Genomic DNA, 13399 nt, shown 5'->3' on the forward strand with positions numbered 1-13399 from the left:
TTGATTTATAAGCTGTTGTAACATGAATACTTTCACCAAAAATAACCATCAAGTAAATCTTGATAATCTTGAAGCCTATTTTCAACAATTTAGAAAAGGTATCGTTGGAGACCAACATACCTTTCAATCTTTAAATGGTAGAAAAAAATTAATCTATGCAGATTGGATTGCCAGTGGTAGATTGTATCAACCTATTGAAGATACAATGCAAAATATAATTGGCCCTATGGTTGCCAATACACATTCGTTTTCAAGTGAAACGGGTAAAGCATCTACCTATGCCTATCAACATGCTCGTGAGATCATTAAAGAACATGTCAATGCTAATGAAGATGATGTACTAGTTACTGCTGGAAGCGGTATGACCGGTGTACTATCACGTCTACAACGAGTAATGGGATTACGCTGGCCTGATGTTGCTTTAAATAAAATAACCATTCCAGAAAATGAACGCCCTGTAGTTTTTATTACACATATGGAACATCACTCCAATCATGTACCTTGGATGGAAACTATTGCAGATGTGGTTATTTTACAATGCAATGAACACAAATTAGTTTGCCCTCATAAATTAGAAGAGGCCTTATTAAAATATAAAGACAGACCTCTTAAAATAGGCGCTTTTACTGGTTGTTCTAATGTTACTGGTATTATTACTCCTTATCATCAACTTGCCAAGATCATGCATCAACATGGAGGCTATTGTTTTATTGATTTGGCTGCCTCTGCTCCTTATGTAAAGATAGACATGCATCCCGAAGATCCTGAAGAACGATTAGATGCCATTTATTTTTCTCCTCATAAATTCTTAGGAGGCCCAGGAACTTGTGGCGTTCTTGTATTCAATAAAGAATTGTATAGAACCAGTTGTCCTGATGTGCCAGGAGGTGGCAATGTAAAGTGGACCAATCCTTGGGGTGAATATGGTTATTATGATGATATTGAAACAAAAGAAGATGGCGGTACTCCAGGATTCTTACAGGTAATGCGTACTGCATTAGCTATTCGTTTAAAAGAGAAAATGGGTGAAGAAAATATGGCCAAACGTGAAGAAGAATTATTAAAGCTTTGCTTCAGTGAGCTTAAAAAAATACCCGGATTATATCTTTTGGCATATAATGATGAAAAACGTATTGGCTCTGTTTCTTTTGGAATTGAGAATATTCATTACAATTTAATTGTAAGATTATTAAATGATCGGTTTGGTATTCAAGTAAGAGGTGGTTGGTCTTGTGCTAGTACCTATAGCCATCATTTATTTGATTTAGATGAAAATTATTCTAAAGAAATAACCGAAGGTATTGCAAAAAAAGATCTAACAACAAAACCAGGATGGGTGCGCTTATCGCTACATCCAATTACTACCAATGAAGAAGTTCGATTTATTTGTGATGCTATTAAACAAATTGCTGAAAACATTGATGATTGGAAACAAGGCTATGCCTACAATCCAAAAAATAATGAATTCGAAATTAATGATGGAGACACCGAAATGATCGAAAATGTAAAAGAGTGGTTTACATTATAAAAAAAGCCCGTCTTTATAATTAGACGAGCTTAGTGGAGCATATCGGAGTCGAACCGATGACCTTTTGGCTGCCAACCAAATATTTATTATCTGGCTATCAGTATTTTAAGTGGGTTTTACGTTAATTACATATGCTTTACATATGTTTTATATTTCTATTTACTCAGTAAATTTCTAAAATTTGTCTATCTGTGAGCGCCCAAATTCCGCCTTTTTTAATAAACGTTTGCATAACGCATCCACCTCCCCGAACTCTTTCAACTCCCTCTTGAAAAATAAGCATTTCCACAAATAAAAAGACCTTATCTTCAGAGACAAATATAGGTTTTGAATAGTTCAATTTAGTATATCTTAATTTGTCGCTCAATGGTCTATTTTCAAGGTTTTTAACTTTATTCCTTAACGCCTTACATGGAGTAAAGTTATTATTGTTAATTTCATATTCGACAATGAGCTTTTCTTCTTTGGATAAAATTGAACTTTTCAACAAAGTTTCCTTCGTAAAATCGCTTAAATTTAGGTCAAACCCCACTATATATCGTTTATCATTATTAAAGGTTTTTTTTAACGACAACTCATATAAAATAGAACTTTCACAGCTCTTTTGGGAATAGCCATTTAAATAAAATATTAAAAAAATATGTATAATTATTCTAATCATCAAGTAATCCTCCGGTTCTTAATAATACTACTTCCGCATTATCTCTCCATATTGTTTCTCCAAATATTGCATCTTCAAAAATCAGACCAACTTCATTTTCATCATTATAGTCATCATTTAACAATAATTCTCCCCAAAAATTATTCCCAAATTCAACATCTCCTAAGTGAGTATATTCATGTAGAACAGTAACCGCAATTAAAAAAGCCATTGCATCAGAAACATTCGTCTCGCTTGCAGTTTCAAAATCAACAACCATATCTATATCTAAGAATAAAATATTCTTAAATTCTTCAGCAACATGTCCTTTATAAACTCCATACCTTTCATTTTCACCTTCTCCTCCTAATTGTTGAATTTTAATAAGTGGGCCTTCGCCCCATTTTAAAGCCTCCTTTATTTTTGCTATAGGCGTATCAGTTAAAGAATGAATTTCATCAATTATCTTTTGATTATTTGCAATTTTAGGAATCTCATTTTTCAATAATGCTGTTAATTTTGGATATTGAGTTTCATAGTTTGAATTCTTAGGGTATTTAACCAATGGAGAAGCCGTAACAATTTTTTCACCTACCCCCTGATCAATGTAGGAAGTTACAAAGTTTTCCGATTCAGTAGAGTAACTATTATCCATTAATAAATCTTTAGCATTTCTAAATACTACTGGATAATCTCTTAAAAAATCCATTTGATTTGTCGTTAAATCAATATTTAAAGCATCTTCAATCCATGCAGGGCTTGGTAAGGTTCCAGTTGTTGGGGTAGTATTTGTCCCGGAGTTACCATTATTTGATCCCCCGCTATCTTCTTCACCTACTCCGTTTTCACCATTATTATTTCCTGGCCCCGGATCTCCTATTGTGTTCGGCCCATCATTATTATTATCTTCGGTTCCATTTTCATCGTAATTACATGTAGTTTCATAACATTCCAATACCCATATATAACCATAAATTGGGTCTGGCGTATACCAGTCTATTTCTCCCTCGTCATTCTCTCCTTCATTAACTTCTCCCCATTCAGTTGTCCAGCTACAAGTATAACACTCAGTCTCGTCACTTTTCGTTAAAATATTTTCATAATTTAAAATAATTGGAGTTCTCGTATAAATCAAACTTGCTATATCAAAGTCATCTTTTAAAGGGTTAATTTTTGCGGTTAACGATTCATATTTCATAATATAAGAATCGTATCCTCCGTTGTCGTTACTTGACAATAGCAAATTTTCAAAACTGTTTTCAAGCCAAAGTTCTCGTTCTATATGGAAGGTGTAAGAATGTTTCTCTTCTGTTTCAATATAAACAACTTTAGTATAATCAATTTCGAAATCTAGAATCCCTTCTCCATAAGATTTAGTATTCAATATATTCCTTTTTTCTTGAATTTGTCCTAACTCTTGAACAAGATTAAAATTGGCCTCAACTTCTTGTTTTGAAATATAGGCAACCCGTTTGTTGTTATTTCTATCAATTGGCTGCTCCTGCAGATCAACTGATTCACTTTCACAACTAAAAAATATAAATACTATGGAATTTATTAACAAAAAACAAAGACTTCTTTTCATGGTTATAATTAAGTTTAATAAAATTGATCTTGCAATTATCTCAAATTAAATAAACTTATGAAACCAGAAAAACACCCTTTTTATACAGGAATTTTCCTGTAATATTGGCCTTTTTTAGTTATTCTTTGTGAGGTAAAAAACTTAACAGATTCATTTATATATATTTTACCATAATAATTACAAATTTTGATATGAAAAAGTGAAGTGCTAAAATAACAAAGCCCCTGTGCTTACAGGGGCTTAAGGATTGTGGAGCATATCGGAGTCGAACCGATGACCTTTTGGCTGCCAGCCAAACGCTCTAGCCAGCTGAGCTAATGCCCCAAAACGGCTGCTAATATACACCCTTTAAGACTAGCAAGGGTATTCTGCTCTCAAAATCTTTCTTTTTTACAACATCTTCTTGCCATAAGCGAGCAAAGAAACCACGTTGACGTCTAATAACACATAAAAGATCTGGCTCTGTAATATGTAGATGTTCTAAAACCCCTTGAAAAATAGTAGCATTTTCACTTGTTTTAAAAGAAGTAGACAATTCTTTTAGTTCTATATTAACCTCTTTATCTCCATCGGTTGAGCGAGGAGTAATTATCTGAATTAAGTTTAATTTAGATGAAAACTTGGTAAGAATCTTCTTTAAAACATTTAAGGCCGTATCTGATTTTATTCTTCCAGACTTTACTGCCATTAAAATTTTTGAGAACGATTTATATCTATATTGCGCAGGCACAATTAAAACAGGTGTTGAGCCATCTTTAACAATACTACCAGAAATTTTACCCAAATACAAAGACTCATCTGTTGATATGCTTTTTGCTGAAGAGACGATCAAGTCAATGCTTAATTCTTCAGAAAGGGCCTCCAAACTATCAATCCAGTTTCCTTTCATAGCCACTGAAGCCACTTCAACATCTTTTGTATCTACATTGCTTAAAACAGCTTGAATGTCTTTTTTACTGTCCTCTTCTAATATGGCGTCAATATTCTTTAAAGCTCCAGATATTCGTGTGCTTTCATAAATTTGAGTTACATATACTTTAGCATTTAAATCATGTGCAAAATCAATTGCATACTGCAATGTATTAGCAGCATTACCACTGGTGCCTATTGGGACTAATAAGTTTTTCATCTAAAATTTTTTAGTAAAGATAAATCAATTAAAATTAAAACCCTTACCTTCAAGAGATAAGGGTTCATTACTATATGTTTTCCATTTTTCAATGGTATAGATTAATATCTGTAATATTCGGGTTTATAAGGTCCTTCTACCGTTACACCAATATATTTAGCCTGATCTTCATTTAGTGTTTCAAGTTCAACTCCAATTTTTTCTAAATGTAATCGGGCAACTTTTTCATCTAAATGCTTAGGTAACATATATACTTTATTATCGTACTTGTCAGAATTGTTCCAAAGCTCAATCTGTGCTAAAGTTTGATTTGTAAACGAATTACTCATTACAAAACTTGGATGCCCTGTGGCACATCCCAAGTTAACCAAACGTCCTTCCGCCAGAACCAAAACATCTTTTCCGTTAAGGGTATATTTATCAACCTGAGGTTTAATTTCAACCTTGGTAGATCCATATTTACCATTCAGCCATGCCATATCGATTTCGTTATCAAAATGACCAATATTACATACAATGGTTTTGTCTTTCATCGCTTCAAAATGATGCCCTACAACAATATCTTTGTTACCCGTTGTAGTAATTACAATATCTGCATTACCAACTACCGTATCTAATTTTTTTACCTCATAACCATCCATTGCTGCTTGTAAAGCACAAATAGGGTCTATTTCAGTTACTGTAACAATTGCTCCAGCACCTCTAAAAGATGCCGCTGTTCCCTTACCTACATCTCCATAACCGCAAACCACAACACGCTTACCAGCAATCATAATATCTGTAGCACGTTTAATAGCATCTACAGCAGATTCTCTACAACCATATTTGTTGTCAAATTTTGATTTAGTAACAGAGTCGTTTACGTTAATCGCAGGCATCGGTAAAGTACCTTCTTTAACTCTATCATATAGTCTATGTACTCCTGTTGTAGTTTCTTCTGATAATCCTTTAATCCCATCTACCAACTCAGGATACTTATCTAATACCATGTTCGTCAAGTCTCCCCCATCATCTAAGATCATGTTAAGAGGCTTTCTATCTTCACCAAAGAATAAGGTCTGCTCTATACACCAATCAAATTCTTCTTCACTCATTCCTTTCCAGGCATAAACTGGAATTCCAGCCTCAGCAATGGCCGCAGCAGCTTGATCTTGAGTAGAGAATATATTACATGAACTCCAAGTTACTTCTGCCCCAAGAGCTTCTAAAGTTTCAATTAATACCGCCGTTTGAATCGTCATATGTAAACATCCGGCTATTCGAGCTCCTTTTAAAGGTTGCTCATTTTTATACTCTTCACGAAGAGACATTAGACCTGGCATTTCGGCTTCGGCCAATTCAATTTCTTTTCTTCCCCAATCTGCCAAAGAAATATCTTTAACTTTATAAGGCACGTAAGTAGCGGTTTTTGTACTCATATTCGTATCTTTGTTTATCTCTAATTTAGTTTGCAAAGTTACGGAATAACTTTTTAATATGCCTCTATATAAGACAATAGACGTAAACGACACAACCAAGGTCTATATCTGGAAGATTGAAGAATCTTATGATGCTCTATCTAAAGATATTAAGTTAACACAGATTTGTCAAAATCGAGTTGACGGAATGCGATCTGACCTCCATCGCCGTGGGTTTATGAGTGTGCGTCATTTATTAGCTGAAGCTGGATATGTTGATGCTGATTTGTACTATGATCAATTGGGCAAACCACATCTAAAAGACAACAATTACATCTCTATTACACATTCGTTTCATTTTTCAGCTATTATTGTTAGCGAGAGCATTCCTGTGGGTATTGATATTGAAAAACAACGTGATAAAATTGTGCGTATAGCCAATAAATTTACACCATTGCGCGAATATAAGATCATCGCTAATCACGATGCCCTGGTAAGCAAACTTACCATCGTTTGGGGCGCCAAAGAATCATTGTTTAAAATCTATCCGGCTGAAGGTTTAAGTTTTTTAAACAATATCTATATAGAAGACTTCTCTTTTGATGATGCTCAAACTACAGGAAAGGTTCGTTACAAAGGAGATATTACCAACTACTCCATTAAGTTCCTAGAATTTGAAGGTTTTACCTGCGTATACGCTTTACAATAAAATGCAGAAACTATACCATCAAATGATTAAAGCAATGGCTGCTGGTGAAAAGTTACTAGCTGTTTTGATTGATCCGGAAAAAATTGAAGTAGACCACTTACCAAGTTTATTTATAAAAATAAATGCTTCTGTAGCCACACATATTTTTGTTGGAGGAAGTACAGATGAAACTCAAAAAACCAATGAAGTTGTAAAGGTTATTAGACAACTTACAAGTTTACCCGTAGTACTATTTCCTGGAGATTATTCACAAATTACTAATGAAGCAGATGGCATCTTGTTTTTAAGTTTGATCTCAGGGCGAAACCCAGAATATCTTATAGAGCAGCATGTAAAAGCCGCTCCTTTTCTAAAGAAAAGTTCTCTAGAAATTATATCAACGGGGTATCTCTTGTTAGATGGAGGAAAAGAGACCGCTGTGGCACGTGTTAGTAAAACAAAGCCTATGTCTCAAGATAATCTATCATTGATTGTTAATACTACCTTAGCCGGACAATATTCTGGTAATCAACTTATATATCTCGAAGCTGGTTCAGGAGCTACTAAAGCAGTAACTCCAGAAGTTATTAAAACAGTAAAAGAAGCTCTTGCCATCCCTTTAGTTGTAGGAGGAGGAATTAGAACCAGACAACAATTAAATACAGCTTATAAAGCAGGTGCAGATATAGTCGTTATTGGAACTGCTTTTGAAGAAAATGAAGATTTTTTTAATGAATTGAAAAAATGAAAATATCAGTAGAATTAACGTTAACTCCTCTTCAAGATAACTTTGAAGAACCAATTGTTAACTTTATTAAAAAACTAAGATCATCGGGGCTTACTGTTCTTGAAAATCCTTTAAGTACTCAGGTTTATGGTGATTATGATAAGGTAATGGCTGTTTTAACTTCTGAGATAAAAGAAACTTTTGAGCTTATCGATAAAGGATTATTATTAATGAAAATTGTTAAATCTGATAGAAGCGATTATGAACCAGATTTTTGATTTTCTTTTTGGTCAATATGCCAATTCGTCAACAACAGATATAACACTTGAAATTATTGCGGTAATCTTCGGGTTTTTATCTGTTTGGTTTTCAAAACAGAATAAAGTATTAGTGTTTCCTACAGGAATGATTAGCACCTCTATTTTTGTTTATCTATTATTAAAATGGGAGCTCTTAGGCGATATGATGATTAATGCTTATTACTTTATTATGAGCGTCTATGGATGGTATATTTGGACTCGTAAAGTAGATGAAAATCATGTAACTCCTATTTCAAGAACCACCATAAAAGAAAAGAAAACGAGTGTCTTAATTTTTCTTGCGACGCTCATCTTTGTGTATTTTGTATATACCTCTTTTGATAAATGGACAAGTTGGACCGCTTATGTTGACACGTTTACAACCGCCATCTTTTTCGTAGGAATGTGGCTAATGGCCAAAAGAAAAATTGAAAACTGGATCTATTGGATCATTGGAGATATAATATCTGCTCCGTTGTATTTATATAAAGGGTTTACTTTTACTAGTTTTCAATATTTAATATTTACTTTTATAGCTATATCTGGATACTTAGCATGGAGAAAAGTCTTAAACAATTCAAAGGAGTTGGTGCAAACATCATAAAAGTAGTCTTGTTTGGTCCTGAATCTACAGGTAAAACAACACTTTCTAAGCAATTAGCACGCTTTTATAATACAGTTTGGGTTCCAGAGTATGCTCGAGAATACTTGCAGAATAAATGGAACAATGAACGAAAGACTTGCGAAAATCATGATTTACTACCAATTGCAAGCGGACAAATGAAATTAGAAAATGAACTGGTTAAAAAAGCCGATAGAGTTTTAATTTGTGATACAGACCTATTAGAGACCAAAGTATATTCAGAAGAATACTATGGCGGATTTGTAGACCCAAAACTTGATAAAGCTGCTCAAGAAAATAGTTATGACCTCTATTTTCTAACTTATATAGATACGCCATGGGAAGAGGATGATCTCCGTGATAGACCCGAGCAGCGATTAGAGATGTTTAATGCCTTTGAAAAAGCTTTAAAAAAATATAACAAGCCGTATGTTTTACTAAAGGGAGATAAAGAGGCTCGATTAAATATTGCCACAAATGCTATTGATAAACTACTCGACAAGAGAGATAACTTAGATCGTTTTTCTGAGACTTTAATAGATTTAGATTTGCACTTTTTACATCAAAATACCGATCAACAAAGCTTTAATCCCGATAATGGATTTTGATACCATTAAAAGAGAATTACAATTTAAGGCGGTTAGAAGTTCTGGTGCCGGAGGCCAACATGTAAACAAGGTTTCTTCTAAAATTGAGCTCTTTTTTAATGTGAAGAGCTCTTATGCTTTATCTACCGAAGAAAAAGAACTTCTTTATAAAAACCTCAACACAAAGCTTACAAAAGATACTACGCTTATTCTTTTTTGTGATGAAAGTAGAAGTCAACATAAAAATAAAGAGTTAGTGATCAAGCGGTTTTTTGAACTTTTAAAAAATGGATTAAAAGAACCTAAAAAGAGAAAAGCAACGAAACCAACAAAGGCATCTGTTAAAAAAAGATTAGATACTAAAAAGAAATTAGCAGAGAAAAAAGCAAATCGACAAAAACCAAACTTAAACTAGTTCTTTAAACATTTCTTTAACAGCTTTAAACTATAATTATTTCGATTTTTGCCTTCAGATTCCTATAATAACTTCATAAACATATAGTATCGAGCTATGGCCGAACCTCTTAAAAATGTATATAATCATTCGTTCTTTAATAAATTTACTTCAGCACTAAAGAAAACAGTTGCAGGTTTTAATAAAGATCAATTTTTAAAAGAAATCTTTACAAATGAATGGGATCAAAAAGAATTGAAGCCACGTATGCGACATATTACGTTGGCCTTGAATAATCAATTATCAAAAAACTTTGAGAAAGACACCCAAATAATTGTGAAGCTCATTGATCAGTTATTAGTAGACGGATATAAAGAGAATAGTTTTGAATATATGTTTTTAGCCGATTATATTGAAGTTTTTGGTTTAAATCATTATGAAGATTCTGTGAGGGCAATGGAAAAGATTACCACTTTTACAAGCTGTGAATTTGCTATTCGCCCGTTTATCATAAAATACCCAAAACAAGTACTACCTCAGCTACTAAAATGGTCTCATCACCCAAAAGCTATGGTACGAAGACTCGCTTCTGAAGGTTGTCGCCCTCGCTTGCCATGGGCAATGGTGTTGCCCGATCTAAAAAAAGACCCTAATCCAATATTACCTATACTTGAAAATTTAAAAAATGATCCTTCAGAATCTGTACGAAGGAGTGTTGCTAATAATTTAAATGATATTTCTAAAGACAATCCTAATCTTGTAATTTCAATCGCTAAAAAATGGCTGGGAAAAACGGCCGAAACAGATAAACTTATAAAGCATGCTTGCAGAACCTTGCTTAAGCAAGGGCATCAAGAAGTGTTACCATTATTTGGGTTTGGTTCCATTAAAAACATTAGCATAACAAACTTTAGGGTTTTAACGCCCAAGGTAAAAATAGGTGCGTACCTTGCGTTTAATGGTGTTTTAAATAATGTAGGTTCTACAGATGTCAAAATTCGTCTTGAATATGCGATATATTATAAAAAAGCCAATGGAAGTTTATCTAAGAAAGTATTTAAGATTAGTGAAAAGATCTACTCAAAAAACTCTTCTACAATCATTAATAGAAAACAATCTTTTAAACTTATAACCACTAGAAAATTTCATTTGGGAGCGCATAAGGTTGCATTTATAGTGAATGGTAATGAATTTGAATCTAGATCGTTTAGATTGATTTAATCTTTTCATTTCGTTAGTTTAAGATAATCGCTCCTATCCTAGCTTCTATTACTAGCGCCAGGACGTCTCGCTTTGGTATTACTTTTTTGATTAAAACGGTAAACTAACGTTAACATATATTTTGGCCCAAGCAATTTTCTGTGCGATTGAAAAAAGAAATCTTCTCCGGTTCTTGTAATAATTTGCTCCCTAGAATCAAGTACATTTCGGATATTGAAAGTTATGGTAACTGCATTTTTCAATAGCTGTTTATTTAATCCTAGATCAAGATAATAATTAGATTTTGTAATACTCTGTGCATTTTCATTTTCACTATTATACCTAAAATTAGCTTGAAAGTTAGTTTTTGATGGTAGTTTCACTCTCGTATTTAATCTTGTAAACCAAGAACTGTCTTCAAAATCAAAGCTTAGCCCATTATAACTACCACGCTGTTCATAAGAAAAATAGTTAAACTCTCCTGACAATTGCAACCATTTAAATGGAGCAAAATTTGCAGATAATTCAAACCCTAAACGATCTTCACCATCAATATTAATGGGTTTAGTAATTAGAACACCTTCGGCATTTCGATTGGTGAAAAATTGAAATGGATCATCGGTATTTTGAAAATACAACGATGGATTAATTCTAAGCTTTCCTATTCTGGTTAAAAATCCTAGCTCTAATGAATTCGTTAATGCTGGATCCATATCTGGATTTCCTTGACGCTGTGTATTAATTTGCGCTAAGCCTCCGAAAGGATTTAAAAACCAAAAGCCGGGGCGATTAATACGCCTGCTATAGCTTAATTGAAGGCTGGTTTTATCAGAAAAAGTATACGTAAGGTGTGCTGTAGGGAAAAACTTCGTATACTCTTTTGAGTCATTAAATTCGTTGTTTTTATCTGTTATGTCGATCTTGGTAAACTCAGTTCTTAAGCCTAACTGGTAACTCAACTTATTTGATTTACTTGAAAATTGTGCATAGACACCACCTATATTTTCTTGATAGTCTAAGGCATTAGATATATTATTAAAAATTTGCCAATCTATCCCATTAAAGGTTTCTACTTTATAGTCACTTGTAATTACTCGTGTTTCACCTCTAAGTCCGATTTCAAAAGTTGAATTTTTACTTACTGGATTCACATAGTCTAGCTGTACTAAAAAATCTTTACTACTTTCTATATCACGCGTTCTTAAAAGATTTTCATTGGTGATCACAGGAATTACCTCCGAAGTACTTAAGTTTTCATTCTCGTCATCATCCCAAAAATCATATTGAAAATCAATAGTTAGTTTTTTATCTTTTTTATCGAAGGTTTTTACATAGCTCACCTCGAGTTGATTATGATCTTGAGGTTCATAGTATTTTTCATTTCTAATAATTGTACTTTCTAAAATATTATTGTTGTTAAAATAATCATAGTTATAATCAATGCTATTGTTACGTTTTACCAAAACATGATAAAATGAAGCTGTTAAAGTATTTTGATCGTTAATAAGATAATCGGTACCAAAATACATACTTGTTAACTTTGAATTTCTATAGGCGTCTGCTCGCTGTTCAAGGAATGTTTGATTATTCTTTTCTGTAGAATTCTGATATACCGTTTGGCTAATTTCATTATCTACAAATCGATATCCTATAGTAGAAAAGAAATTAAATTTTTCTGTTTTATAATTTATATTTGCATTGGTATTTACATCGGCCCTTACTGCATTGCTAACACTTAGCGATCCATTAAATCCGTTTTGATTGTTTTTCTTTAAAATTACATTAATAATACCTGCTGTTCCGGCGGCTTGATATCTTGAAGAAGGGTTACTTACAACTTCAATTCGAGCTATTTGTTGAGCAGGAATTTGATCTAAGCCATTATTAGCAACGAGTACAGATGGTTTTCCATTAATTAAAACGGTAACATTTGTATTTCCTCTAAGGCTCACTCCTCCGTCTAAATCAACTGCTACTGAAGGTACATTTTCGAGAATTTGTACAAGTGATCCATTTTGAGACAATAAATCTTTACCCACATTAAATACTTTTTTATCTAATTTTAGATCAATCGTTGATTTTTCAGCTACTACTTCCACTTCTTCCAAGGTTTGTTCATTTATTTGAAGAAGTATAATACCTAAGTCTATATCTTGTTTTAATTCGATGCTTTTCTCATAACTATTATACGAGATAAATTCTATTTTAATTCTGTAATGTCCTGGCTTTGCGCTTAAATTAAATTCCCCAGATTCATTGGTAATCGTTCCATCAATAAGAGTTTCTCCACTAAAAATGGTTACCGTAGCAAATTCCATAGGTTGATGAGTTTCTGCATCTCTAACTATTCCTGAAATACTCTTTTTTATTATAGAAGGGGTTGCAAAAGTCATCAAAGAAATTAAGCTCAAGCAAAGGGTAACAACCAAACGTATCATTATATATATTTTAAAATTGATGATACAAAAGAGCCTATTTTTATAGTGCTTCAGCTAAAAAGTAGACTATTGGGTTAATAATAAGCCCGTTTAAATGATATTAGCTGTTGATTGGTATTTATGGGTAATTATCTAAAATTCGTAGGTTGATAAAGCCAATTGGTC

General features: G+C 33.0%; 13 protein-coding genes and 1 tRNA gene. 8 read left to right on the forward strand and 6 right to left on the reverse strand.

The features are described 5' to 3' along the window. Nucleotides 1-22 precede the first annotated feature (22 nt). Entirely contained in the window at nt 23-1528 is a 1506-nt protein-coding gene (locus AC1EUU_RS10785) for an aminotransferase class V-fold PLP-dependent enzyme (RefSeq protein ID WP_480201431.1), read from the forward strand. A 163-nt stretch (nt 1529-1691) separates the two neighbouring features. Here the strand turns inward: AC1EUU_RS10785 and AC1EUU_RS10790 are convergent, their stop codons facing one another. From AC1EUU_RS10790 to ahcY, 5 genes are all read right to left on the reverse strand, one after another. Next, nucleotides 1692-2189 carry a hypothetical protein gene (locus AC1EUU_RS10790; protein WP_480201432.1) on the reverse strand — a complete coding sequence of 166 codons (498 nt, stop codon included), beginning with the start codon at nt 2187-2189 and terminating at the stop codon, nt 1692-1694. Next, complete coding sequence (locus AC1EUU_RS10795; protein ID WP_480201433.1) at nt 2182-3753, reverse strand: hypothetical protein; 1572 nt, start codon at nt 3751-3753, stop codon at nt 2182-2184. Before AC1EUU_RS10795 ends, AC1EUU_RS10790 begins: the two co-directional genes overlap by 8 nt. Nucleotides 3754-4003: 250 nt before the next feature. Further along, nucleotides 4004-4077: transfer RNA gene (locus AC1EUU_RS10800), tRNA-Ala, on the reverse strand. Nucleotides 4078-4087: 10 nt separating this feature from the next. Next, nucleotides 4088-4882, reverse strand: a complete 795-nt coding sequence (locus AC1EUU_RS10805; protein WP_480201434.1) for a universal stress protein — start codon at nt 4880-4882, stop codon at nt 4088-4090. Nucleotides 4883-4983: 101 nt separating this feature from the next. Further along, nucleotides 4984-6300 (reverse strand): adenosylhomocysteinase, encoded by a 1317-nt coding sequence (gene ahcY, locus AC1EUU_RS10810; RefSeq protein ID WP_480201435.1) that lies wholly within the window; start codon nt 6298-6300, stop codon nt 4984-4986. 58 nt (nt 6301-6358) lie between these two features. Between ahcY and AC1EUU_RS10815 the strand changes: the two genes are divergently transcribed. The 7 genes from AC1EUU_RS10815 to AC1EUU_RS10845 all read left to right on the forward strand — a co-directional run bounded on the left by AC1EUU_RS10815 (nt 6359) and on the right by AC1EUU_RS10845 (nt 10817). Beyond that, complete coding sequence (locus tag AC1EUU_RS10815; RefSeq protein WP_480201436.1) at nt 6359-6988, forward strand: 4'-phosphopantetheinyl transferase family protein; 630 nt, start codon at nt 6359-6361, stop codon at nt 6986-6988. Between the two features lies 1 nt (nt 6989). Beyond that, nucleotides 6990-7715: a phosphoglycerol geranylgeranyltransferase gene (locus AC1EUU_RS10820; RefSeq protein WP_480201437.1), complete on the forward strand. Its 726-nt coding sequence runs from the start codon at nt 6990-6992 to the stop codon at nt 7713-7715. Next, entirely contained in the window at nt 7712-7972 is a 261-nt protein-coding gene (locus AC1EUU_RS10825; RefSeq protein ID WP_480201438.1) for a thiamine-binding protein, read from the forward strand. The genes AC1EUU_RS10820 and AC1EUU_RS10825 overlap by 4 nt, the downstream gene beginning before the upstream one ends. Next, nucleotides 7956-8597 carry a nicotinamide riboside transporter PnuC gene (pnuC, locus tag AC1EUU_RS10830; protein ID WP_480201439.1) on the forward strand — a complete coding sequence of 214 codons (642 nt, stop codon included), beginning with the start codon at nt 7956-7958 and terminating at the stop codon, nt 8595-8597. The genes AC1EUU_RS10825 and pnuC overlap by 17 nt, the downstream gene beginning before the upstream one ends. Further along, entirely contained in the window at nt 8549-9223 is a 675-nt protein-coding gene (locus tag AC1EUU_RS10835) for an AAA family ATPase (protein WP_480201440.1), read from the forward strand. The genes pnuC and AC1EUU_RS10835 overlap by 49 nt, the downstream gene beginning before the upstream one ends. After that, nucleotides 9213-9617, forward strand: coding sequence for an alternative ribosome rescue aminoacyl-tRNA hydrolase ArfB (arfB, locus tag AC1EUU_RS10840; RefSeq protein ID WP_480201441.1), 405 nt, complete (start codon nt 9213-9215; stop codon nt 9615-9617). Before AC1EUU_RS10835 ends, arfB begins: the two co-directional genes overlap by 11 nt. 96 nt (nt 9618-9713) lie before the next feature. Beyond that, entirely contained in the window at nt 9714-10817 is a 1104-nt protein-coding gene (locus AC1EUU_RS10845; protein WP_480201442.1) for a DNA alkylation repair protein, read from the forward strand. 38 nt (nt 10818-10855) lie between these two features. Here AC1EUU_RS10845 and AC1EUU_RS10850 read toward each other — a convergent pair whose 3' ends face one another. Continuing rightward, entirely contained in the window at nt 10856-13189 is a 2334-nt protein-coding gene (locus AC1EUU_RS10850) for a TonB-dependent receptor (RefSeq protein ID WP_480201443.1), read from the reverse strand. Nucleotides 13190-13399 lie beyond the last annotated feature (210 nt).

Source organism: Maritimimonas sp. 2205BS37-2 (assembly GCF_056591755.1).

Coding starts and splice junctions, on each gene's coding strand:
- AC1EUU_RS10825 (WP_480201438.1), top strand. CDS start 7,712: ATGAAAATATCAGTAGAATTAACGTTAACTCCTCTTCAAGATAACTTT.
- AC1EUU_RS10850 (WP_480201443.1), bottom strand. CDS start 13,189: ATGACTTTTGCAACCCCTTCTATAATAAAAAAGAGTATTTCAGGAATA.
- AC1EUU_RS10835 (WP_480201440.1), top strand. CDS start 8,549: ATGGAGAAAAGTCTTAAACAATTCAAAGGAGTTGGTGCAAACATCATA.
- AC1EUU_RS10805 (WP_480201434.1), bottom strand. CDS start 4,882: ATGAAAAACTTATTAGTCCCAATAGGCACCAGTGGTAATGCTGCTAAT.
- AC1EUU_RS10815 (WP_480201436.1), top strand. CDS start 6,359: ATGCCTCTATATAAGACAATAGACGTAAACGACACAACCAAGGTCTAT.
- AC1EUU_RS10845 (WP_480201442.1), top strand. CDS start 9,714: ATGGCCGAACCTCTTAAAAATGTATATAATCATTCGTTCTTTAATAAA.
- AC1EUU_RS10785 (WP_480201431.1), top strand. CDS start 23: ATGAATACTTTCACCAAAAATAACCATCAAGTAAATCTTGATAATCTT.
- ahcY (WP_480201435.1), bottom strand. CDS start 6,300: ATGAGTACAAAAACCGCTACTTACGTGCCTTATAAAGTTAAAGATATT.
- pnuC (WP_480201439.1), top strand. CDS start 7,956: ATGAACCAGATTTTTGATTTTCTTTTTGGTCAATATGCCAATTCGTCA.
- arfB (WP_480201441.1), top strand. CDS start 9,213: ATGGATTTTGATACCATTAAAAGAGAATTACAATTTAAGGCGGTTAGA.
- AC1EUU_RS10795 (WP_480201433.1), bottom strand. CDS start 3,753: ATGAAAAGAAGTCTTTGTTTTTTGTTAATAAATTCCATAGTATTTATA.
- AC1EUU_RS10790 (WP_480201432.1), bottom strand. CDS start 2,189: ATGATTAGAATAATTATACATATTTTTTTAATATTTTATTTAAATGGC.
- AC1EUU_RS10820 (WP_480201437.1), top strand. CDS start 6,990: ATGCAGAAACTATACCATCAAATGATTAAAGCAATGGCTGCTGGTGAA.